Origin of the sequence: Microbacterium proteolyticum (genome assembly GCF_030818075.1) — a bacterium.
In the GTDB taxonomy this organism is placed as follows: Bacteria; Actinomycetota; Actinomycetes; order Actinomycetales; family Microbacteriaceae; genus Microbacterium; species Microbacterium proteolyticum_A.
In genome coordinates this window covers 2339630-2362677 of sequence record NZ_JAUSZZ010000001.1, presented here as the reverse complement: position 1 = coordinate 2362677, position 23048 = coordinate 2339630, and the positions used below count along the sequence as shown (strand labels likewise).

Sequence of the window (23048 nt, the reverse complement as noted above, 5' to 3'; positions counted from 1 at the left end):
TCGGCCCTCCGAAGACCGGATCGACGCGGATGCCGGGGGCTCGGTGCCCGCCCGTCGGGACCGCGGAAGCGGGTCGGCGAAGACGGCCGGGAACGCCGTGCTCCGCGTCGGCGCCATCGCGCGTCCGGCTGAGGAACCGCGTCGCCGTACCGGCCCGCGGGGATGGTCGGGCAACAGGAGGCGAGCCTCAGGAATGCACGCGCTTGCGCAGCACGTCGATGCGTGCCTGCAGCTGCGCGACGGTGGCGTGCGACACGGCGGGCCCCCCGCAGATGCGGCGGAGCTCGGCGTGCACGAGACCGTGCGGCTCGCCGCTCTGGCGCGCGTACAGACCCACCATGGTGTTGAGCAGTTGCCGCTGCTCCTTGAGGGTGCGATGGAGCGGCCCCGGCAGGCCGCCGTCGTCGACGCTCGGCGGCTCGATGCCGCTCTCCTTCTCTGTCGCCTCGCGGGTGGAGCGGTGTCGCGACTGCCGCGTCGCCCGCGACATGAGCACCTCGTGCACCTGCTCGGGTTCGAGAAGGCCCGGGATGCCGAGGAACTCCTCCTCCTCGATCGTCCCGGGCACGGCGAGCTGGCCGAATTCCTGGCCGTCGAAGAGCACGCGGTCGAAGTGCGCGAGCGACCCGAGGGCCTGGTACTCGAACTCCTGCTCGAGCGCGTCGGAGGCCTTGTCCTCGCGCTCGGCGGCATCCATCATGTCTTCTTCGGCGTTCCACTGGTCGTCCGCGTCGCTGTCGCGGTCGAGGGCGTGCTCGCGCTGCGCCTCCATCTCACCGGCGAGGGCGAGCAGCTGCGGCACGTTCGGCAGGAACACGCTCGCCGTCTCACCACGACGGCGAGCGCGCACGAAACGGCCGATGGCCTGGGCGAAGAACAGCGGCGTCGAGGCGCTCGTGGCGTACACGCCGACGGCGAGGCGTGGGACGTCGACGCCCTCCGACACCATGCGGACGGCGACCATCCAGCGGCTCGTGCCCTTCGAGAACTCCTCGATACGACTCGACGCCTCGGCTTCGTCGGACAGGACGACGGTGACCTTCTCGCCGCCGATGTCTTCGAGGATGGCGGCGTACGCCCGCGCGGCGGTCTGGTCGGTCGCGATGACCAGGCCCCCGGCATCCGGAACCGTCTCGCGCACCTCGGTCAGGCGACGATCGGCGGAGCGGAGGACGGCCGGGATCCAGTCGCCGTTCGGGTCGAGCGCGGTGCGCCAGGCCTGCGAGGTGATGTCTTTGGTGTTGTCCTGGCCGAGCTGGGCCTCCATCTCTTCGCCCGCTTTGGTGCGCCAGCGCATCTGGCCGGCGTAGACGAGGAAGAAGACCGGGCGCACAACGCCGTCTTCGAGGGCGCGTTTGTAGCCGTAGGCGTAGTCGGTGCGCGAGAGCCGGATGCCCTTGGCGTTCGGGTGGTACTCCACGAACGGGATCGGCGCGGTGTCGCTGCGGAACGGCGTTCCCGACAGCAGCAGGCGGCGCGTCGCGCGGCTGTAGGCCTCGCGCAGCGCGTCTCCCCAGCTCAGGGCGTCGCCGCCGTGGTGCACCTCGTCGAGGATGACGAGTGTCCTGGCATCCATCGTCAGGCGCTGGTGCACCTCGGCCTTCACGGCGACCTGCGCGTACGTGACCGCAACGCCGTGGTACTGCCGCGAGGGCGTGGCGTGGCGGTTGGAGAAGAAGGGATCGAGACGGATGCCGACCCGCGCGGCCGCCTCGGCCCACTGGGTCTTGAGGTGCTCGGTGGGGGCGACCACGACGATGCGGTCGACGACGCGACGGCGCATGAGCTCGGACGCGAGGCGCAGGGCGAACGTGGTCTTACCGGCGCCGGGGGTGGCGGCGGCGAGGAAGTCGCGGGGTCCTTTGCCCTCGCCGTCGGGTCCGTCGAGGCCGAAGTAGAGGTCGAGCGCCTCGGCCTGCCAGGCACGCAGGCGCTGCGCGGTTCCCCACGGCGCGCGCTGCGGGAACGACGGCGAGAGGTGCTCGGCGGCGAACGAGCCGAAGTGGGGTTCGACGCCGTCGACCGACGTGGGTTCTTCGCCGGGGATGGCGTGGTCGGCGATCGGGGCGGTGGCGTGCGACGGGTCGGCGGGGGCGGATGCCGCGGGGACCGGCGCGGACGCGACGTCCGGCGCCGCGGGGGCGGTGACGGGCGCGTGGGCGGATGCCGCGGGCACCGTGTTCGCGACCGGGCCGGGACTCGCAACCGGGCCGGGACTCGCAACCGGGCCGGCGCTCGCAACCGGGCCAGGACTCGCGACCGGGCCGGCGCTCGCAACCGGGCCGGGACTCGCGACCGGGCCAGGACTCGCGACCGGGCCGGGGCTGGCGATGCGCGCCGGGGATACCGCGGGACCGGGACTGGCGATGCGCGCCGGGGTCTCGGCATCCGTCTCCGACGGCGTGTGCGGGAGGTTCGGGGTGCGGGCTTGTTCTTCCAGCATCGAACCTCCTTCCCTCGCGAGCGCGAACATCAACGATAGGTCACGGAGACGGGCCGCGGCGGCGGCCTGTGAGTCGTTCCGGCGCCTCATCGGCGGTAAACGCGATGAGGGTTTCATCGGGGACGGCTGGACGACTCTGGGCCGTGTCGGGACCCGGGGTTAGCCTGGACGAGGAGGTTTCGAATGACACTCGATCCGCACTCGCCCCGCACCTCGCCCTCGCCCGACAATTCCGGCACGCACCCCTGGCGCCGCTTCGTCGCCATCGGCGACTCGTTCACCGAGGGCATCGGCGACCCGCTGCCCGACGGCGGCCACCGGGGGTGGGCCGATCGCGTCGCCGAGGTTCTGGCATCCCAGGTCGACGACTTCGCATACGCCAATCTCGCCGTACGCGGCAAGCTCATCGGGCAGATCGTCGCCGACCAGATCGAGCCCGCGTTGGCGCTCAAGCCCGACCTCATCACGTTCTCCGCCGGCGGCAATGACGTGATCCGTCCGGGCAGCGATCCCGACGCCGTCGCCCAGCAGTTCGAGGATGCCGTCATCCGCCTGCGTCGCGACAACGCCACCGTCGTCGTTTTCACGGCGATCGACACCGAGTTCACGCCCGTGTTCCGTGGCATCCGGGGCAAGGTCGCGATCTACAACGAGAACATCCGCGCGATCGCGGACGTTCACGACTGCGTCGTCGCCGATCAGTGGGGACTGAAAGAAGTGCAGGACATGCGCTTCTTCGACGACGACCGGCTGCACTACAACGCGCTCGGTCATCACGAGGTGGCCCGGATGGTGCTGCGAGCGCTCAACGTGCCGAACGACCTGCAGCCGCAGCAGCCCGAGGCACTGACCGCCACGACCTGGCGCGCCGCGCGCGAGAAGGACCTCGTCTGGGCGCGCTCGTACCTGGTTCCGTGGGTTCTGCGGCGGCTGCGGCACCAGTCGTCGGGCGACCACATCCAGGCGAAGCGGCCCGAGCCGCTGCCCGTCATCACCCTCGCGCCGGGTCCGGATGCCGCGGCCTCGCCCGGGACGCCGGTCTGAGGACCGCCCGGACACACGATGGGCCGCGCCCAGGGCAGGCCCCAGCCCGCCCGGGAACACAGGCCTCAGCCCGGCCGAGACCCGGGCTTCACCGCTGTCCGCGACGCCGGCCTCAGTGACGCGCTCTCACCGGCTCTCGAGAGCCAGGCGCCCGGCGAGCAGCACGTACGTCGCGGCGAACGTCCGGCGCAGCCAGGCCATGACCTTCGGGCGCGTGATGACCTGGGCCCGCATCGCCGCCGCGAAGACGCCGTACAGCGCGAAGACGACGAACGTCAACGCCATGAACACCAGGCTCAGACCGATCATGTGCCAGGTGCCGTCCGCCTCCCCCGCGGGCACGAACTGCGGCAGGAAGGCGAAGAAGAAGATGGTCAGCTTCGGGTTGAGGAGGTTGATGAGCACCGCCGTACGGATGACCGTCCAGAACGACACGGGTGAAGAGTCGGCATCCACCTCGATGAGGGAACGATCGCGCCACACCTGCCACGCGAGATACAGCAGGTAGGCCACGCCCAGCCACTTGATGGTCTGGAACGCGACCGCCGACGCGTTGAGGATCGCGGCAAGCCCCGTGATGGCGGCGATCATGTGCGGCACGACGCCCAGCGTGCAGCCGAAAGCGGCGACCACACCGGCCCTCGAACCGCGGGAGAGGCCCGCGGCGATCGAGTACACCGCACCGGTGCCGGGTGTGGCGACGACGACCAGGGTGGTCAGCAGGAACGCAATGCTCATCGGGAGGCCTCTCGAGTCGATTGCTTCCGCACAGTACCGCAGGAACTGGCCGCGAAACGCGTCGCTCGGGCTCAGCGCCGCCCGCGCCCCAGCTCCCACAGCGCGACCGCGCTCGCCGCGGCGACGTTGAGGGAGTCCACTCCCCCGGCCATCGGGATCGTGACGACCGTGTCAGCCGCGGCGAGCGCGTGGCGGCTCAGCCCGTCGCCCTCGGCTCCCATCAGCAGCGCGACGCGCTCATGACCCGCGGCCGAGAACGCGTCGAGCGTGACCGCGTCGTCCGACAGCGCGAGCGCCGCGAGGTGCAGCCCCGCGTCGTGCAGGAGCGGCGCGGCGTCCGACCACTCCGGCAGCCGCGTCCACGGCACCTGGAAGACGGTGCCCATGCTCACGCGCACGCTTCGCCGGTACAGCGGGTCGGCGCACCGGGGCGTCACGAGCACGGCATCCGCTCCGAGGGCCGCTGCCGAGCGGAAGGCGGCGCCGATGTTGGTGTGGTCGACGATGTCTTCGAGCACCACGACGAGCCGGGCGTCTTTCACGACCTCGGCGACGGATGCCAAGGCGGGGCGATGCATGGATGCCAGCAGCCCCCGGTGCACGGTGTACCCGGTGACCTGCTCGGCGATCTCGGCCGGGACCACGTACACCTCCGCATCCTCACCCACGAGCGCGAGCGCGTCGGCGAGGAACTTCTCCTGCACGAGCACCGACCGAGGGCGGTGCCCGGCACGGAGCGCCCGGTCGAGCACCTTCGACGACTCAGCGATGTAGAGCCCGCCCGCGGGCTCGCTCACCCGTCGCAGCGACACGTCGGTCAGGTCGCGGTAGTCGGCGAGGCGCGGGTCGTCAGCGGAGTCGAGGGGGATGACGGGCATCGTCCCATCGTGCCAGCCGCCGGAACCCCGCGCCCTGCCCCGACGATCCCGGCGAGTGTCCACGACACGCCGCACAGACGAGCACGGCCACGGCGTGTCCTGGACACTCGACACCGGACGGGCCGCGCGAGCCGGGTGTCGGCGCGCCGCCCTAGACTCTTCCGAGACGGAGGTGTGCATGATCGACACGACGAAGGATGCCGGGTTCTCGGCATCCATCGATCGGGCTGTCGAGGTGCTCGCGGGCCGTCGCATCGCCGTGCTCACCGGGGCAGGCGTTTCGACCGATTCGGGCATCCCCGACTACCGCGGCAAGGGTGCTCCCACGCGCACGCCGATGACCGCGCAGCAGTTCCTCGCCAGCGCCGAGGCGCGCCGCCGCTACTGGGTGGGCAGTCATCTCGGGTGGAAGGTCTTTGCTGCGGCCGAGCCGAACGACGGTCACCGTGCCCTCGCCGACCTCGAGGCCGCGGGGGTCGCCAACGGCGTCGTCACGCAGAACGTCGACGGTCTGCACGTGCGCGCCGGCAGCGGGCGCGTCGTCGAGCTGCACGGAACGATGCGCCGGGTGGGGTGCCTGCAGTGCGGCCAGGTCTTCGACCGCCGCGACCTCGCCGAGCGCGTCGAGGCCGATAACCCCTGGATCACGCTGCCCGAGAACGTGGAGCTGGGCCCGGACGGCGATGTGACCCCGGCCTCGGCTGACGGCTTCGTCGTTCCGTCGTGCTCGGTGTGCGGCGGGACCCTCAAGCCCGACGTCGTGTTCTTCGGCGAGTACATCCCGGTCGAGAAGTTCCGCGAGGCGGAACAGCTCGTCCACACCAGTGGCGCGCTCGTCGTGGCGGGGTCGTCGCTCGTCGTGAACTCGGGCATCCGGCTGGTCGAGCGCGCGCGACGCAAGCGCCTGCCGGTCGTCATCATCAACCGCGGCGAGACACGGGCCGATCAGCGCGCGACGGTCAAGATCGACGGCGGCACGACCGACGCGCTGCGGGCGCTGGCGCAGCGGCTCCCCGGACTGCTCTGACACGGCACCTCGGTGGCGTGTCCGGCGCACTGCGAGCACCAACCGCTGCCGGGGCAGCTCTGACACGGCACGACCGACGCGCGGCGAACACCAGCCGCCGCCGGGCCTGCTCTGCCGCGGTTTTCGGGCGCGCGGTGGCACGACCGACGTCCTGCGAGCACCGGCCGGGCGGCTCCCGGGCACCTCTGACGCGGGCCCGCGCGCTCCGGAGTGACCAGCGGAGGACGAGGGGCGAGCGGAGGATGAACCGCCGCCCGGCATCCTCCCCTCCTCCTCTCTCCTCCGCTGCCAACGCCTCTCACGCCAGGACTTTCCCGAACGCGCGGGTCGCACCCCGTCCCCCGCCGGGACCACGGATGCCACCCCGGGTTAGGCTCGACGCGTGACGATCCTCACCCTCGTACGCCACGGTGAGACCGACTGGAACTCCGGCGGTCGCATCCAGGGCTCGACCGACATCCCCCTCAACGACACCGGCCGCGCGCAAGCGCGTGAGGTCGCAGAGACCCTGGCTTCGGAGTACGCGGGGCGTGAGGTCGTCGTCGTCTCGAGCGACCTGTCTCGCGCCGCCGAGACCGCCGACGTCATCGCCGCAGCCTTGGGCACCACCGTCAGCCGTCGGATGCCGGGGCTGCAGGAGCGCTCGTACGGCGACGCCGAGGGGATGGACGCCCCGACCTTCTACGAGACGTACGGACCGTGGCACGCCGCCGACGTCCCGGGCGCCGAGGCGTGGCCGGTCGTGCGCGAGCGCGCGCTCGCTGCGATCGCCGAGGTCGTGGCCGAGACGCCCGACGACGTCGACGTGATCGCCGTGGCTCACGGCGCGCTGATCCGCGAGGTCATCATGTTCGCCACCGACGGGGAGTTCCCCCGCCAGGGCGAGCGTCTGCCGAACTGCTCGGTGACGACGTTCCGTCTCGACGGCGACGCCTGGGAGATGCTCGCGTACGCGGGCGTCGTGAGCTGACCGCCGGGCGCACCGAACCCCCGTCGCCCATCGAGGGCGGATGAACTCCTCGCCGACGTGCCGAACTCCGGAAAAATCCGGTTCCGCGGCTGCCGTCGTGCCGTTCCCGCCCTCTCCGCGTCGATTCCTCCGGAGTTCGGCACGCGGCACCAGCGCATCACCCAGGGTCGGGATGCCGCCAGGCGAGCTCGTCGCCCGGACTCAGGATGCCGAAGCCCGGGCCACCAGCGACCGCGCGTGGCGCAGGATCGGCTCGTCGATCATGCGCCCCTCGTAGCGGAACGCGCCCTCCTCGGCCTGCGCGAGCACTCCGCGCGCCCACCGCAGCTGCTCGGCCGTCGGGGCGTAGGCGGCGCGGATCGTCGCTACCTGTCCCGGGTGGATGCACGCGCTCGCCACGAACCCCGAGGCGGCGGCATCCTGAGCCTCTGACGCCAGGCCGTCGAGGTCGTCGATGTCGACGTGCACCGCGTCGATCGCGCGCTTGCCGAAAGCCCCGGCAGCCAGCAGCACCCGGGCCCGCGCGAGGCGGGCGACATCGCGGTATGTTCCGCTGGCGAACCGGCTGGAGGTGCCCCCGAGGCTCGCGACGAGGTCTTCGGCGCCCCACATGAGGGCGGCGACCTGCGGCAGCGCCGCGAGGTGCTCGGCATTCGCCACACCTCGCGCGGTTTCGCACAGCGCGATCACGTCGTACCCCTCCAGCGGGGCGAGGGATGCCGGGTCCTCGGCCTTGGCGACCATCACCGTACGGATGCGGGTTCGGCGCAGTGCTGCGAGATCGCGCGTGAAGTTCGGCGTCTGCGGTCCGTTCACGCGCACGATGACACGGTCGGGGTCGGGATCGGCGGCGATCATCGCCTCGCGCGCGACGGTCTTGGCGTGCCCGGCGACGGCGTCTTCGAGGTCGAGGATGGCGGCATCCGCCCGATCGAGAGCCTTCGCGAGGCGTTCGGGTCGGTTGCCGGGCACGAACAGCAGCGCAGGACCGAGGGCGAAGGCGCGTGTTCCGGCGCACGAATCGGGGTGCGCCCCGCTCACGCCGCGGCCTCTCGCGCCCACACCAGCACCGTGCGCGTCGCGGTCGCCACGACCTCGTCGTTCTGCGACCGGCCCGTGTGCGCGAGCACGACGACCCCCTGCCCCGGACGGGATGCCGAGGGCCGCACCGACATCACCTCGCTCTCGGCCGTGAGGGTGTCGCCGACGAACAGCGGGGCCGGGAAGCTCACGTCGGTCAGACCGAGCTGTGCGACGAGGGTGCTCTGGGTGAGCTGGGCGACGCTCAGGCCCACGAGGGTGGAGAGGGTCCACATCGAGTTGACGAGCGGACGTCCGAACGGCTGCGTCGCCGAGTATGCGGCATCCAGGTGCAGGGCCTGCGTGTTCATCGTGAGGGTCGTGAACAGCACGTTGTCGGCGTCGGTGACGGTGCGTCCGGGCCGGTGCGCGTAGCGCTCGCCGACGACGAACTCCTCCAGAAACAGGCCGCGCTGCTCGATCATGCGGCAACGGTACCCGTGAGTCCCAGCGCGCGCGAGATCACCATGAGCTGCACCTCGGTGGTGCCCTCGCCGATCTCGAGGATCTTGGAGTCGCGGTAGTGCCGCGCGACGGCGTACTCGTTGATGAAGCCGTTGCCGCCGAACACCTGCGTCGCATCGCGGGCATTGGCCATGGCCGCGTCGCTCGCCGTCATCTTGGCGACGGCGGCATCCACCGCGAAGGGCTTGCCGGCATCGCACAGGCGGGCCGCGTGCACCCACGCCAGTCGCGCCGTGTGCACCCGGGCGTGCATGCGGGCGAGCAGGAACTGGATGCTCTGGCGCGTCGACAGGCGCTCGCCGAACACCGTGCGGCTGCGTGCGTAGTCGACGGCGGCTTCGAGACAGCCCTCGGCAGCTCCCGTGGCGAGGGCGGCGATGGCGACGCGACCCTCGTCGAGCGTGCGGAGGAAGTTCTTCAGGCCCTGCCCGCGTTCGCCGAGCAGGCTGTCGGCGGGGACGCGGACGCCGTCGAGGGTGAGGGGGTGGGTGTCGGAGGCGTTCCAGCCGACCTTGTCGTACGCGGGACCGACGGTGAACCCGGGCGTGCCGTTGGGCACGATGAGGGCGGAGATCTCGGGGCGCTCGCCCGTGCGACCCGTGACCGCGGTGACCGTGACGAAACGGGTGATGGCCGTGCCGGAGTTGGTGATGAACTGCTTCGACCCGTCGATCACCCACTCCTCGCCATCCCGCCGCGCTGTCGTGCGCGTGGCTCCCGCGTCGCTGCCGGCCTCGGCCTCGGTCAGGCCGAACCCGGCGAGCGCCCGCCCGGCGACGAGGTCGGGCAGGTACTTCTCCTTCTGCGCGTCGGTGCCGTAGCGGTACAGCGGCATGGCGCCCAGGCCCACTCCGGCTTCGAGGGTGATGGCGAGCGACTGGTCGACGCGCGCGACCCCCTCGATCGCCACGCAGAGGCTGGCGTAGTCACCGCCCTGCCCGCCCACCTCTTCGGGGAACGGCAGGCCGAACAGGCCGATCTCGCCCATCTGCTCGACGATGTCGAGGGGGAGCTCGTGCGCGCGGTCGGCCTCGTAGGAGCGCGGTGCGATCACGTCGTCGGCGAACTCGCGCACCATGGCGCTCAGTTCGCGCTCGTCGTCGGTGAAGGCCTGCTGGCTGTCGATGCTCACGAGAGGGTCTCCTTGGGGGATGGGGCGGATGCCGGGGTGCCGGCGGAACGGAAGGCTTCGGCGCGTGCGCCGGTGGCTGAAACCGGCGAAGCCCCCGACGCGGGAACACCACGGGTACCGGGCCCTTCGACACGCTCAGGGACCTCTGCCTCGCCGGTGGCTGAAACCGGCGAAGCCGCAGACTCGGGAACACCACGGGTACCGGGCCCTTCGACACGCTCCGGGACCTCGCCTGCCAGCGTCACCGTCGCGACGACCTGGTCGCGCGCGACCTGCGATCCGGCGGCGACGCACACACGCACCGTGCCGGCGTGGGGAGCGGTCACGGTGTGCTCCATCTTCATCGCCTCGATCGTGACGAGCCGGGATCCCTCCTCGACGGCGTCGCCGTCGGCGACGTGAACGGCCACGACGGTTCCGGGAAGGGGCGCGACGAGGTCGGGGTCGACGGCGCCGGGCGCGCGGCCCGCGGCGGCACGGCGCCGCTCGGCGGCCGCTCGACGGGACACGACACGCAGCCGGTGCGCTCCCCCGTCGGCGTGCACCCAGAACTCCGCGGGACCCCCGACCACGACAGCCTCGCCCGGCGCCGGCGCGGCCTCGTGCAGTCGGCCCGCGTCATCCTCGAGGAACACCGTGCGCTGCGCCCGCGCTCCCCCGGCACGCCACGCCCCGATGCGGTCCCACGCGGAGTCGGACGCGGGGGTCCCGGCATCCGCCACCCGCGCCGCCACCGCGGCGAGCGCGTCGGGCGTCGGCTCGGGCGCGTCGGGTGTGCCCCGCCGGTCGAGCAGCCCGGTGTGAAGGTCGCCGGCCCGGACGGCGGGTTCAGCCAAGAGCGCCCGCAGGTCGGTGATGTTCGTGTCGACGCCGAGCACGACGGTGTCGGCGAGGGCGGCGTCGAGGCGGGCGAGCGCGGTCGCCCGGTCGGGGCCGTGCGCGATGACCTTGGCGATCAGGGGGTCGTAATGGGCGCTGACGACGGTGCCGGTCTCGACAGCGCTGTCGACGCGGGCGGGTCCCGGATGCCAGAGGCCTACCGTTCCGGTCGCGGGCAGGTATCCGCGCGACGGGGCTTCGGCGTAGACGCGCGCCTCCACGGCGTGGCCGTCGAGGCGCACCGGGGGGAGGTCGAGCGCGAAGCCCGCGGCGACGCGCAGCTGCTGCTCGACCAGGTCGAGGCCGGTGACCATCTCGGTGACGGGGTGCTCGACCTGCAGGCGGGTGTTCATCTCGATGAAGAAGGGCTCGTGGAGCCGGTCGCCCGCAACGAGGAACTCCACGGTCCCCGCACCGAGGTAACCGACGCTGCGGGCGGCGGCGACGGCGGCCTCGCCGAATCGGGCCCGCAGGGCGGCGTCGACGGCGGGCGACGGCGCCTCTTCGATGACTTTCTGATGCCGACGCTGCAGCGTGCACTCCCGCTCGCCGAGCGACAGGGTCGTGCCGTGCGCGTCGGCCAGGACCTGCACCTCGATGTGCCGGGGCCGCTCGAGCAGGCGTTCGAGCAGCAGGGTGTCGTCGCCGAACGCCGCGCGGGCGACGCGGCGCGCGGTGGCGAGCGCGTCGGCGAGGTCGTGGGGTCCGGCGGCGATCGTCATCCCCTTGCCCCCTCCCCCGGCCGAGGGCTTCACGAGCAGGGGGTACCCGGTGCGGGCGGCTTCGGCGGCGATCTCGGCGTCAGACAGTCCGGCCGCCGAGAACCCCGGCACGGTCGGCACGCCGTGCGCGGCGACGTGCGCCTTCGCGCGGATCTTGTCGCCCATGACCTCGAGCGCCTCGACGCCCGGACCCACGAACACGACCCCCGCGGCGGCGCAGGCGCGCGCGAACGCGGCGTTCTCGCTGAGGAAGCCGTAGCCCGGGTGCACGGCATCCGCCCCCGTCGCCATCGCGGCGGCGACCACCGCGTCGACATCGAGGTACGAGGGCACCCGCACAGCGTGATCGGCCTCGCGAGCGTGGGGGGCATCGGCATCCGCCTCGGTGAATACGGCGACCGATCGGATGCCGAGCCGGCGCAGCGTGCGGAACACCCGGCGCGCGATCTCGCCGCGGTTGGCGACGAGCACGCACGCGAAAGGGCGCTCGGCGCCGCGCCGGGGTGCGGCCGGCGAAGGCGAGGGCGCGAGAGTGTCCACCGCCATCACATCCGGAACAGCCCGAAGCCGCGCTCGGCCAGCGGCAGGCGGCTGACGACGTCGAGCGCGAGGCCCAGCATCGTGCGGGTGTCGACGGGGTCGATCACGCCGTCGTCCCACAGCCGGGCGGTGGCGTAGTACGGGTCACCCTGCTCGTCGTAGCGGGCGCGGATGGGGTGCTCGAACGCCTGCCGCTCGGCATCCGTCCACTCCTGCCCTCGCGCGGCGCGCTGGTCGCGCTGGACCGTGGAGAGAACGGATGCCGCTTGCGCGCCGCCCATGACCGAGATGCGGCTCGCCGGCCAGGTCCACAGGAACCGCGGGTCGTACGCCCGCCCGCACATCGCGTAGTTGCCGGCGCCGTAGGACCCGCCGACGATGACCGTCAGCTTGGGAACGCGGGTGGTGGCCACCGCGGTGACCATCTTGGCGCCGTCTTTCGCGATGCCGCCGGCCTCGGCATCCCGCCCCACCATGAAGCCCGTGATGTTCTGCAGGAACAGCAGCGGGATGCCGCGCTGATCGGCGAGCTCGATGAAGTGCGCCGCCTTGAGCGCCGACGCGCTGAAGAGCACGCCGTCGTTGGCGATGACGCCGACGGGGTGGCCGTGCAGGCGCGCGAACGTCGTGATGACGGTGTCGCCGTGGAGCGCCTTGAACTCGTGGAGGGAGCCGGCGTCGACGAGGGTGTCGATGATGGATCGCATGTCGACCGGCTGCGTGACGTCGACGGGAACGATGTCGTACAGGTCTTCCGGCGGCCGCGCCGGCTCGCGTGCCGGCTCGACCTGCCAGACCGCAGACGGGGTGGGCGGCAGGGTGCGCACGATGTCGCGCACGATCTCGAGCGCGTGCTCGTCGTCGTCGGCGAGATGGTCGACCACGCCCGAGCGGCGGGCGTGCAGGTCACCGCCGCCGAGCTGCTCGGCGGTGACGTCTTCGCCGATCGCGGCTTTCACGAGCGGCGGGCCGCCGAGGAACACCGTGCCCTGGTTCCGCACGATGACGCTCTCGTCGCTCATGGCGGGCACGTACGCCCCGCCCGCGGTGCACGAGCCCAGGACCGCCGCGATCTGCGGGATGCCGCGCGCCGACAGCTGCGCCTGATTGCGGAAGATGCGCCCGAAGTGGTCGCGGTCGGGGAACACCTCGTCCTGCATCGGCAGGTAGGCCCCGCCCGAGTCGACGAGGTACACGCACGGCAGGCGGTTCTCGAGCGCGATCTCCTGCGCGCGCAGGTGCTTCTTCACCGTCAGCGGAAAGTACGCCCCGCCCTTCACGGTGGCGTCGTTGGCGACGACCATGACGTGACGCCCGTGCACGAGGCCGATGCCCGCGACGACTCCTGCTGCCGGCGCCTCGCCGCCGTAGAGGCCGTGAGCGGCGAGGGGCGCGACCTCCAGGAAGGGGCTGCCCTCGTCGAGCAGCCGGTCGACGCGGTCGCGGGCGAGGAGCTTGCCGCGGGCGGTGTGACGCTCGCGCGCGGCATCCGATCCCCCGCGCGCCGTAGCGGCGAGGGTGGCGCGCAGGGCGGCGGCGAGGTCGCGCTGCGTGGGGCCGGTGTCGGGCATCGAGCCCGCCTGCGCGACAACCGGGTCGGACGCGGAGTCGCGCGGTGCGTCCGCGGCGGGAGCGCGGCCGGAGCCCCGCGGGCTCCTGCTCGTGGATGTTCCGATGACCGGTGCTGTGCTCATGGCGGCTCCGTCTCGGCACCGCGTCGTCGACGGCGCCGTCGGTCCCGTGTCGGGACATTTCAGTTAATGTCGATTAACTGTTTGACCAGGCTAACCCCGACAGGATGCCGATGACAAGACCCCGCGACGCCGCCCCTGCCGCCGTGTCGAACGCCCACGCCGTCGCGACCGCCCGCGACGCGACGACGCGTGCCGACGGGGATGCCGGCACGGCCCGCGGACGCGCCAAAGCCGAGCGCCGCGCCGCGCTGCTCGCCGCCGCCGCACGCCTGTTCGCGGCGCGGGGCTTCGACGGTGTGACGCTCGACGACATCGGCGCCGCGGTCGGCGTGAGCGGGCCCGCCGTCTACCGCCACGTTCCCGGAAAGCAGGCGCTGCTCGCCGCGATCCTCGTCGACGTCAGCGAGCGGCTCCTGGAGGGCGGCCGGACGGTCAGCGCGACAGCGCGCTCGACGCCGTCCGATCCCGACGTGCCCGGGTTGGTCTCCGCCGGAACAGCCGGCGGTCCCGCCCCCGCGGCATCCCCCGTCCTGTCGGCCCTCGTCGACTTCCACGTCGCGTTCGCGCTCGCCGAGGCCGACGTCATCCGCGTGCAGGACCGCGACCTCGATCGCCTCTCCGCCGCCGACCGGCGCGCGGTCCGCGACCGGCAGAACGACTATGTCGCGGTCTGGACCGATGCGCTCGCCGATGCGTTCCCCGGCGCCGAGACCCCGGCCGAGCGACGGGTCAGGGCATTGGCGTGCTTCGCGCTGATCAACTCCACGCCGCACAGCCTCCGCGGCGTGCCGGCCGCCCGCGTGCGCTCCACGCTGACGCGCATGGCACTGGCCGCTCTGACGGCGTGAGGGCGTGTCCGAGGTCGACGGCCGACCTCCCACGACGCGTCGACGCCCCGCAACATCGCGCGACGGGTCGGGCATCCTCGACCGTCCATTTAGGGCCCGCAGGGCCGCCACGGCGCAGAGGCACCGAGGGTCTCGCGGTCGGGCCCCACCGTCCCCGGAAGACCGGCCGCACCCCCACGTGCTTCCGAGGTCCCGGGGCGTCCACCCACGTACATCCGGGCTCCCGGGGCGTCCGCCCACGCGCTTCGGGGCCCCGGGGCGTCCGCCCACGCGCTTCGGGGCCCCGGGGCGTCCACCCACGCGCTTGCGGGCTCCCGGGGCGTCCACCCACGCGCTTGCGGGCTCCCGGGGCGTCCGCCCACGCGCTTGCGGGCTCCCGGGGCGTCCACCCACGCGCTTCGGGGCCCCGGGGCGTCCACCCGCGTGCTTCCGGCCCCGGGGCGTTCACCCACGTGCTTGCGGGCTCCCGGGGCGTCCGCCCACGTGCTTGCGGGCTCCCGGGGCGTCCGCCGTTCCTCCCGGTCGGCGGGCGGCGTGAGCGGACGCCTCCGGCGCCGGAGTCGGCACGCGGAGCTCAGCGCAGCAGCATCGCCCTCCCCGGTTCACGCAGCACACCGGCGACGTCGCTCAGAAACCGCGCCGCCTCCGCCCCGTCGACCAACCGATGGTCGAACGAGAGGCTGAGCGTGACCACGTCGCGCAGCGCGATCTCGCCGTGATGCTCCCACGGGGTGCGTCGGACGGCGCCGACGGCGAGGATCCCGGCCTCACCGGGCGTGAGGATCGGGGTTCCGGCATCCACTCCGAAGACGCCCACGTTGGTGATCGTGAACGTGCCGCCGGTCATCGCGGCGGGTGTCGTGCGTCCGGCCCGGGCGGTCGCCGCCAGCTCCGCGATCGCATCGGCGAGATCGACGAGCGCGAGGCGGTCCGCATCCGGGACCACCGGCACGAGGAGCCCGCGATCGGTCGCGGCGGCGATGCCGAGGTTGACGAAGTGGTGTTCGACGATCTCGCCGGCGGCGTCGTCCCACGCCGCGTTCAGGGCCGGGGTGCGCCCGAGGGCCAGGCACACCGCCTTCGCGACGAGCGCGAGCACCCCGATCCGGTGTCCGTCGAGTGCCCGGTCCCGAGAGAGGGATGCCAGCAGCTCGGTCGTCGCGGTCACGTCCAGCGTGAGGAAGGTCGTCGCGTGCGGCGCGGTGAAGGCGCTGCGCACCATGGCCGCCGCCGTGTGCTTTCGGACGCCGCGGACGGGCGTGCGGGTGACGCGAGGATCGCCGGGGGCGGGAGCAGCCGGGAGGACCGCCGAGGCGGAAGACGGGGTGTCAGAAGAGAACCCGCCCTCCCGCGGGGGCACCGGCGACGTCGGCGCGGCGGGGCGCACGTGGTGCCCGGCGAAGCCCTCGACATGCGCGCGCGTCACGGTCTCGCCGGGGTGCGCGGCGGCGACGAGCGTAAGGTCGACACCGAGATCCTTCGCGAGCTTCCGCACCGGCGGCGTGGACCGGGGACGCTCGGGCGGCGGCTCGACCGCGCCGGCGTGGAGCACGTCATGGGGTGCCGCGACGCGCACGGCATGATCGCCGTCGAGGGTCGGGGGCACCGTTCGGCGGGCGCGCCGCCGCGGCCTGCTGCCCGACGACGGCGCCGCCCCGTATCCGACGAGGTTCGGCGTCGCGCGCGCGGACGCGTCGTCGGCCGGGGTCTGGACCGCGCTCTCCGGAACCCGCTCGCCGGACGGCTCCGGCGCTCTCGCGGCCGGGGTCCCGGCATCCGCCCCCTCCACCGCGAACGACACCAGCGGCGAGCCGACGGCCACCACCTCGCCCGCCGCGGCGTGCAGCCCCTGCACGGTCCCCGCGTAGGGCGAGGGGATCTCCACGATCGCCTTCGCCGTCTCGACCTCGGCGATCGTCTGGTTGAGCGCGACCGCGTCGCCCTCGGCGACGTGCCACTGCACGATCTCGGCCTCGGGAAGTCCCTCACCGAGATCGGGAAGGAGGAAGTGCTCGATCATCGAACGCCTCCCTCGATCGCTGCCGCGCTCGCCGCTGAGGGAGCCGTCCCGGGCTCCACCACACGGTCGACCGCGAAGAGAATCCGATCGAGATCCGGCACGTGGTGCTTCTCGAGCTTGGCCGGCGGGTAGGGGATGTCGTGCCCTGTGACGCGCAAGGGCGGCGCCTCGAGGTATTCGAAGCACTGCTCGGTGATGCTCGCGACGAGTTCGGCGCCGATCCCCGCGGTGCGCGCGGCTTCGTGCGCGACGACGACGCGCCCGGTCTTGCGCACGGATGCCGCGACCGTGTTCATGTCGATCGGCGAGAGCGAGCGCAGGTCGACGACCTCGAGCGACAGGCCCTCGTCCTCCGCGGCGAGCGCGGCATCCAGGGCCGTACGCACCATCGCCCCGTACGTGACGACCGTGGCATCGGTGCCTTCCCGCGCCACGCGCGCGAGGTGCATCGGCGGGGCGTCGGCGAGGTCGCCGTCCGGGTCGACCTCGCCCTGGGAGTGGTAGAGGCGCTTCGGCTCGAAGAAGACGACCGGGTCATCGGATGCCACGGCCTGGCGCAGCATCACGTAGGCGTCCTGCGGGGTGCTGGGGGCGACCACGCGCAGGCCCGGGGTGTGCACGAAATACGCCTCGGGCGACTCGGAGTGGTGCTCGGCCGCGCCGACTCCCCCGGCCCACGGGATCCGGATGACCATCGGCATCCGGACACGACCGTTGGTGCGGTAGTGGAGCTTGGCGACCTGGCAGACGATCTGATCGAACGCGGGGTAGACGAACCCGTCGAACTGGATCTCCACGACGGGGCGGTACCCGCGCAGCGCCAAGCCCACGGCGGTACCCACGATGCCGGCTTCGGCGAGCGGGGCGTCGATGACGCGCTCGGCGCCGAAACGCTTCTGCAGGCCGTCGGTGACGCGGAAGACGCCGCCGAGCGTGCCGATGTCCTCGCCGAGGAGCAGGACCCGGTCGTCGGTCTCGAGCGCTCGGGCGAGACCGGCCGTGATGGCGGCGCCGAGCGTGAGGGCGGTCACCGCGACACCGTCCCGTCGATGGCGTCGAGCGTTCCGGCGGGACCGACGGCGACCGCGAGGTCGAGGAGGACGCTCATCGCGAGAACCCGTCGAGGTAGTCCACGTACTCCGCCCGCTGCCGTTCGAGCGGTGCGTGCGGCTCGGCGTACACGTGATCGAACACGCTCGCGGGATCACGGGTGACGGCCCCGATGCAGGCCGCGCGCACCTCGGCGGCGAACGCGTCCGCCGCCCGGGCGACCTCGGCCAGACCGGAGTCGTCCAGCACCCCCGCGTCGCGGAGGTACGCCTCGAGGCGGGCGAGGGGATCGCGACGGCTCCACCTCTCGACCTCGTCGGCGTCGCGGTACCGCGTCGGATCGTCGCTGGTGGTGTGCGGGCCGAGGCGGTAGGTCACCGCTTCGATGAACGCCGGGCCCTCACCTCGGCGGGCGTGATCCAGCGCCCACCGCATCGCCGCGAGGCAGGCGAGGGCGTCGTTGCCGTCGACGCGCATGCTCGGGATGCCGAACCCCGGCGCCCGACCCGCGATGGGATGCCGCGCCTGGACGGTGACGGGTTCGCTGATGGCCCACTGGTTGTTGGAGCAGACGAAGACGACGGGGGCGCGGAACGACGACGCGAAGACCATCGCCTCGTTCACGTCTCCCTGGCTGGTGGCGCCGTCGCCGAAGTAGGCTACGGCGACATCGGTGGAGCGGTCGCGCTGGGCTCCCATCGCCCAGCCGGTGGCGTGCAGGGCCTGCGCGCCGATGATGATCTGCACCGGGGCGACGCCCAGCGCCGCGTGATCGTAGGCGGAGTGCTCTTCGCCGCGCCAGGCGAGCACGAAGTCGGCGGGCCGCGCACCGCGCGCCAGCAGGACGCCGTGCTCGCGGTAGCTCGGGAAGACGAGGTCGCCCGCGGCGAGCGCGTGGGCCGTGGCCACCTGCACGGCCTCTTGACCGCGGCACGGCGCCCAGAGCGCGAGCTGCCCCTGACGCTGAAGGGCGACGCCCTCGGTGTCGAGGCGCCGGGTCAGGACCATGTCGCGATGCAGGGCCCGCAGTTCGTGGGGCGGCAGGTCGCTGATCCACCTGTCCAGCGCCGGATCGGACACGCGCGTGCCGTCGGGCTGGAGGATGCGCGCGACGTCGTCGACATCGTCCGCGCGTTCGGGGGCTCCGTGCTCGGGTGAAGCGTGGGTGTACGTCATCGTCATCCTCCAGGTGCGGCCGGGGCTCCTCGTGAGAGACGCGGCGTTCCGGGTCTCGGCGTCACTGCCGATAGGCGCGACGGTACGCGCGGAATGCACCCCGCTCAAGACCTCCCTGCGATGTTGAGCACAGTGCCCATTGCGCTCGGTCTCGACACTGCTAATGTTTCGCACCATGAGCAAGCTCGACGCGGTCGACCTCGACCTCCTCCGCGCGCTGTCCGCCGATCCGCGCGCCACGGTGGTGGCATTGGCGGAGAAACTCGGACTCTCTCGCAACACCGTCCAAGCCCGCATGAGCCGACTGGAGCGCGGGGGCGTGTTCCTGTCGTTCGAGCGGACACTGTCGGCCGACGCGCTGGGCTTCCCCATCGAGGCGTTCCTGCAGGTGACCGTGCGTCAGGCCGAGTTGCCCGCGATCCGCGAGAACCTCGCGAAGGTGCCCGAAGTGCTGCAGGCGCACGGCCTCAGCGGCCAGGTCGATCTGCTCGTGCGCGTCGCCTGCCGCGACACGCAGCACCTCTTCGACACCGACGCGCGCATCCTCGCCATCGAGGGCGTCGAGCGCACCGAGACGTCCCTGGTGATGGGCGAGGTCATCGGGTACCGCGTGGGTCCGCTGATGGAACTCGCCCGCGAAGACGTGTGACCGCCGCGGAATGCCCGCGTCGCGGCATCCCGTCATCGCGACGGACTCGGGAGGTGTGACGCGCGCGGGCCTCGGCGCGGCGCGGCGCGGTCGGTCCCCGTCCCGGCGTGCCGCGCGGGCCTCGGCGCGGCGCGGCGCCGCCGGTCCCCGTCCCGGCGTGGCGCGCGGGCCTCGGCGCGGCGCGGCGCGGCCGGTCCCCGTCCCGGCGTGGCCGCGGGGTGTGCTGGCCGCCTCCGCGCACACGTGACCTCGCGCAGCCGCGACCTCGCGCAGACGTGGTCCGGCGCACACCCGGCCCGGCGCACACGTGGCCCCGCGACCACGTCCCGCACCCCGGGGCCACTTCCACCGCCCCAACACCACCCGGCGCCCCGACACCCCCCAGCGTCCCGCAACCACGAGGCGCCCCGTACCCGCAGCGCCCCGCACCCGCAGCGCCCACGCAACGAGCCACCCGCCCCCGCACACACGTGGCCCCGCGACCACATCCCGCACCCCGGGGCCACTTCCACCGCCCCAACACCACCCGGCGCCCCGACACCCCCCAGCGTCCCGCAACCACGCCGCGCCCCGCACCCGCAGCGCCCCGCACCCGCAGCGCCCACGCAACGAGCCACCCGCCCCCGCACACACGTGGCCCCGCGACCACATCCCGCACCCCGGGGCCACTTCCACCGCCCCAACACCACCCGGCGCCCCAACACCACCCGGCGCCCCGACACCACCCGGCGCCCCGACACCCCTCGCCGTCCCGACACCACCCGTGCCCCGGGGCCACATGCAGCGCCCCAACCCCCGCGGTTCCCCGACCCCCCGGCCCGCCCAGCCCGCCCAGGGTCCACAGCCACCCCGGCCCGCCCTACGGCGAAGGGATCACCGGGATGCTCGCGGTCTCCGTCTTCTGCTCGGCCGGGCTGCCGGCATCCATCTTGACGAGCACCACGCCCACGAGGATCAGCGCGCCACCGACGAACTGGACCGGCGCAGGCGCCTCCCCCAGCAGCAGCCAGGCGAATCCGAGCGCGAACAGCACCTCGCTGAGCCCCACGAAGGAGGCCAGTCGTGAACCGATGAGCGGCACCGCGATCACCCCGAGCGCGTATCCGAGGGTCGTGGCGACCGCGCCCACCCACAGCAGGGGCAGGATGCCGGGAACCTCGAGCCCCGCGAGCATCACCGTGATCGACGGGGCGGCGAACGGCAGCACGCCCGCCGCCACCAGGACGCCCATCACCAGCGTGCCGGTGAGCAGGCCGCCGGCGGCGAGGGCGAGAGGCGGGAGGTCATCGCCCGCCCGCGCGGCGATGACGAAGTAGGCGGCGGCGCAGACGGCGGCGCACAGCGCGAAGACCGTCCCGAGCAGGTCGAAGCGGGCTCCGCTGATGTCGACAACGAGGACGAGCCCCGTCATGGCGACGACGGAACCGATGAGCACCGCTTTCGAGGGGGCTCGGCGGGTGCGCGCCCACACCGCGATCACGATGAGGACGGGCGCGATGTACTGGATGAGCAGGGCCACGGCCACCGGCATCCGTTGCATCGCGGCGAAGTAGAACAGCTGGCATCCGGCGACGGCGGTCAGACCGAACGCCAGGATGAGCAGCCCGTGCCGACGGAGGAAGCCGCGCTGCCGACGGATCGCGAGCACGAGCGCGGGCGAGAGCACCAGGGCGGCGAGGCCCATCCGCACGAGGAGGACCGCTCCCAGCGACCAGCCGCCGTCGAGGAGGGGCTTCACGAAGGGACCGCTGCTGGAGAACGCGAGCGCCGAGGCGACCGCGATGAGCAAGCCGGTGACGGCGCTGGAGCCGCGGTGGGTGGGGCGCGGGAGGGTGACGGTCGACGTGGTCATACGAGCCTGCTGTCAGGAGTGAAGAGGGTTTACACTCGTGACAGTACGGCCTCGACATGTCAGGAGTCAACATGGCCTTCATTCGTGACACCGAATTGGTGCTGCGTGCCGCCGTCGAGCTCGTGAACACGCTCCCCCAGACGGGCACGACCGACGTCGACACCCTCACGGATGTGGCCGCTCTCGACGGATTCACCGTCCGCCACGGTTACACCGGCTCCCGCCGCCGTGACGCGCGCGAGCTCGCGGAAGTCCGCGGCATCCGGCCCCGCCTCCTCGAGCTGTGGGGCGTCGATCGCGATGGGGCGGTGCCGCTCGTGAACGCGATGCTCGCGGACGGACGCGCGCTCCCCCAGCTCGTACGCCACGACGACATGGACTGGCACATCCACGCAAGCGACCCCGAGGAGCCCCTCGCGATGCGCATCCTCGTCGAGGCCGCGATGGCGTTCGTCGACGTCATCCGCGCCGACGAGTACGGCCGGGTACGCGTGTGCGACGCCGACGACTGCGCCGGCGTGTACGTCGACTTCTCGAAGAACGGCTCCAAGCGCTACTGCGACGCCGGCAATTGCGGCAACCGGATGAACGTGAACGCGTACCGCAAGCGCAAAGCGGAGGCACCGGTCTGAGACGGCGCCGCCCGACGAACGCGAACGCGTACCGCACGCACAAGGCGGAGGCACCGGTCTGAGACGGCGCCGCCCGACGAACGCGAACGCGTACCGCACGCACAAGGCGGAGGCACCGGTCTGAGACGGCGCCGCCCGACGAACGCGAACGCGTACCGCACGCGCAAGACGGAGGGACCGGTCCGGGTCGGTGCCGCCGGACGAACGCGAACGCGTACCGCAGCGCGGAGATAACGGTCTGACCACGCGCCTGACCGCGCCGCGCCGGCCCTACGCCACGAACTCCCGAATCGCGGATGCCGCTGCCTGCGGCGTCTCGTAGTGGATGAGGTGCCCGACCTCGGCGATCTCGACCAACTCGGCATCCGGGAACAGGGTGGCGAGATGCCGCTCGGCCTCGATGGGCGTGATGTCGTCCTTCTCGGCGGCGATGAGGAGGGTGGGCTGCGCGATGCGCGGGGCAAACTCCCGCACGTCGTGGGACACGCTCGTCACGAACGCCTCGTGCAGCACGTCGCGGTCGGCGAAGCGCGAGAAGTACGCGTCGTGCTGGTCATGCACGAACCGCCGCAGCTCAGGGTCGCGCGTCTTGGCCATGGCGTTGCTCATCACGCGGACGATGAGCCCGTTGCGCAGCAGCGCCTCACCCACCGGGCGCGGCAGCCGCGCGCCGGCGAGGTAGTAGAACACGGCGAGGCGGGTGAGGATGCCGCGGGGCCCCTCCAGCGCGGGCGCGCCGATCGGGTTCACGAGGATGAGCTTCGGCGTGGCGAGCCCGCCCGCCACCGCGGCGGCCGACACGATCGAGCCGAACGAGTGGCCGAGCACGATGGCATCCGGTGCTACCGTCTCGACGAACGTGCGCAGCCAGGCCGCGTACGTGTCGAGGTCGTGCGCACGTCCGGGAAGCGGCGGCGTCTCGCCGAACCCGGGCAGGTCGGGCGAGATGACCCGGATGCCGGGCAGGTGCGCGACCACCGGGTCGAGGCCGTGGTGCTCGCCGCGGAATCCGTGCACCGCCACGATCGTGGTCACGGCGTCGTCGTCGCCGTACACCCAGAACGCGGTCGTGCCGCCCAGCACCTCGATCTCGCGGCGTTCGACGGGGATCGCGGCGAGGAGGTCGGCGTACGGGTTCGGCATGGTCCGAGTCTACGAGGGGGCTCCGACATCGCCCGGGGGCGAGGTGCGGCCGCTCCTTCACAGCCG

Annotated in this window: 19 protein-coding genes; 6 read left to right on the top strand and 13 right to left on the bottom strand. The window is 72.7% G+C overall.

Annotation, left to right across the window (positions count from 1 at the left end; translation table 11 throughout):
- Window positions 1–187: 187 nt before the first annotated feature.
- Window positions 188–2047, bottom strand: a complete 1860-nt coding sequence (locus QE392_RS10940; RefSeq protein WP_307454126.1) for a DEAD/DEAH box helicase — start codon at window positions 2045–2047, stop codon at window positions 188–190.
- Window positions 2048–2626: 579 nt separating this feature from the next.
- Here QE392_RS10940 and QE392_RS10935 point away from each other — a divergent pair.
- The gene (locus QE392_RS10935; RefSeq protein ID WP_307451595.1) at window positions 2627–3487 is read left to right on the top strand and encodes an SGNH/GDSL hydrolase family protein; all 861 of its coding nucleotides are present in this window, start codon (window positions 2627–2629) and stop codon (window positions 3485–3487) included.
- A gap of 126 nt (window positions 3488–3613) precedes the next feature.
- Here the strand turns inward: QE392_RS10935 and QE392_RS10930 are convergent, their stop codons facing one another.
- Together QE392_RS10930 and QE392_RS10925 are read right to left on the bottom strand one after the other, a co-directional pair.
- Entirely contained in the window at window positions 3614–4225 is a 612-nt protein-coding gene (locus QE392_RS10930) for a LysE family translocator (protein WP_307451593.1), read from the bottom strand.
- Window positions 4226–4296: 71 nt separating this feature from the next.
- Window positions 4297–5103: a TrmH family RNA methyltransferase gene (locus QE392_RS10925; protein ID WP_307451591.1), complete on the bottom strand. Its 807-nt coding sequence runs from the start codon at window positions 5101–5103 to the stop codon at window positions 4297–4299.
- Window positions 5104–5281: 178 nt separating this feature from the next.
- Between QE392_RS10925 and QE392_RS10920 the strand changes: the two genes are divergently transcribed.
- Together QE392_RS10920 and QE392_RS10915 are read left to right on the top strand one after the other, a co-directional pair.
- Window positions 5282–6130: a Sir2 family NAD-dependent protein deacetylase gene (locus QE392_RS10920; protein WP_307451590.1), complete on the top strand. Its 849-nt coding sequence runs from the start codon at window positions 5282–5284 to the stop codon at window positions 6128–6130.
- 382 nt (window positions 6131–6512) lie between these two features.
- Window positions 6513–7100 (top strand): histidine phosphatase family protein, encoded by a 588-nt coding sequence (locus QE392_RS10915; RefSeq protein ID WP_307451588.1) that lies wholly within the window; start codon window positions 6513–6515, stop codon window positions 7098–7100.
- A gap of 201 nt (window positions 7101–7301) precedes the next feature.
- On the opposite strand, the gene QE392_RS10910 is transcribed toward QE392_RS10915, so the two are convergent.
- From QE392_RS10910 to QE392_RS10890, 5 genes are read right to left on the bottom strand one after another with little or no spacing between them, the layout of a single operon-like run.
- Window positions 7302–8141 (bottom strand): HpcH/HpaI aldolase/citrate lyase family protein, encoded by an 840-nt coding sequence (locus tag QE392_RS10910; protein ID WP_307451585.1) that lies wholly within the window; start codon window positions 8139–8141, stop codon window positions 7302–7304.
- Window positions 8138–8605, bottom strand: coding sequence for a MaoC family dehydratase (locus QE392_RS10905; protein WP_307451583.1), 468 nt, complete (start codon window positions 8603–8605; stop codon window positions 8138–8140). The genes QE392_RS10910 and QE392_RS10905 overlap by 4 nt, the downstream gene beginning before the upstream one ends.
- Window positions 8602–9777, bottom strand: a complete 1176-nt coding sequence (locus QE392_RS10900; RefSeq protein ID WP_307451580.1) for an acyl-CoA dehydrogenase family protein — start codon at window positions 9775–9777, stop codon at window positions 8602–8604. Before QE392_RS10900 ends, QE392_RS10905 begins: the two co-directional genes overlap by 4 nt.
- Complete coding sequence (locus tag QE392_RS10895; protein WP_307451577.1) at window positions 9774–11924, bottom strand: ATP-binding protein; 2151 nt, start codon at window positions 11922–11924, stop codon at window positions 9774–9776. The genes QE392_RS10900 and QE392_RS10895 overlap by 4 nt, the downstream gene beginning before the upstream one ends.
- On the bottom strand, window positions 11924–13489 hold the full coding sequence (locus QE392_RS10890; RefSeq protein WP_307454124.1) for a carboxyl transferase domain-containing protein: 1566 nt from the start codon (window positions 13487–13489) through the stop codon (window positions 11924–11926). The genes QE392_RS10895 and QE392_RS10890 overlap by 1 nt, the downstream gene beginning before the upstream one ends.
- A 233-nt stretch (window positions 13490–13722) precedes the next feature.
- Here QE392_RS10890 and QE392_RS10885 point away from each other — a divergent pair, with 233 nt between their 5' ends.
- Window positions 13723–14460: a TetR/AcrR family transcriptional regulator gene (locus QE392_RS10885; RefSeq protein WP_307451574.1), complete on the top strand. Its 738-nt coding sequence runs from the start codon at window positions 13723–13725 to the stop codon at window positions 14458–14460.
- A gap of 574 nt (window positions 14461–15034) precedes the next feature.
- Here the strand turns inward: QE392_RS10885 and QE392_RS10880 are convergent.
- The 3 genes from QE392_RS10880 to pdhA all read right to left on the bottom strand — a co-directional run bounded on the left by QE392_RS10880 (window position 15035) and on the right by pdhA (window position 18712).
- Window positions 15035–16480 (bottom strand): dihydrolipoamide acetyltransferase family protein, encoded by a 1446-nt coding sequence (locus QE392_RS10880; RefSeq protein ID WP_307451571.1) that lies wholly within the window; start codon window positions 16478–16480, stop codon window positions 15035–15037.
- On the bottom strand, window positions 16477–17511 hold the full coding sequence (locus tag QE392_RS10875) for an alpha-ketoacid dehydrogenase subunit beta (protein ID WP_307451569.1): 1035 nt from the start codon (window positions 17509–17511) through the stop codon (window positions 16477–16479). Before QE392_RS10875 ends, QE392_RS10880 begins: the two co-directional genes overlap by 4 nt.
- Window positions 17512–17584: 73 nt before the next feature.
- Window positions 17585–18712 carry a pyruvate dehydrogenase (acetyl-transferring) E1 component subunit alpha gene (gene pdhA / locus QE392_RS10870; protein WP_307451567.1) on the bottom strand — a complete coding sequence of 376 codons (1128 nt, stop codon included), beginning with the start codon at window positions 18710–18712 and terminating at the stop codon, window positions 17585–17587.
- A gap of 169 nt (window positions 18713–18881) precedes the next feature.
- On the opposite strand from pdhA, the gene QE392_RS10865 reads away from it, so the two are divergent.
- Window positions 18882–19355 (top strand): Lrp/AsnC family transcriptional regulator, encoded by a 474-nt coding sequence (locus QE392_RS10865; RefSeq protein ID WP_307451565.1) that lies wholly within the window; start codon window positions 18882–18884, stop codon window positions 19353–19355.
- Window positions 19356–20214: 859 nt separating this feature from the next.
- On the opposite strand, the gene QE392_RS10860 is transcribed toward QE392_RS10865, so the two are convergent.
- The gene (locus tag QE392_RS10860; protein ID WP_307451563.1) at window positions 20215–21207 is read right to left on the bottom strand and encodes an EamA family transporter; all 993 of its coding nucleotides are present in this window, start codon (window positions 21205–21207) and stop codon (window positions 20215–20217) included.
- 71 nt (window positions 21208–21278) lie between these two features.
- Between QE392_RS10860 and QE392_RS10855 the strand changes: the two genes are divergently transcribed.
- A complete protein-coding gene (locus tag QE392_RS10855) occupies window positions 21279–21839 on the top strand; it encodes a CGNR zinc finger domain-containing protein (RefSeq protein WP_307451560.1) in 561 nt (186 codons plus the stop codon).
- Between the two features lie 270 nt (window positions 21840–22109).
- Here QE392_RS10855 and QE392_RS10850 read toward each other — a convergent pair whose 3' ends face one another.
- Window positions 22110–22982 carry an alpha/beta fold hydrolase gene (locus tag QE392_RS10850; RefSeq protein WP_307451557.1) on the bottom strand — a complete coding sequence of 291 codons (873 nt, stop codon included), beginning with the start codon at window positions 22980–22982 and terminating at the stop codon, window positions 22110–22112.
- Window positions 22983–23048: the final 66 nt, after the last annotated feature.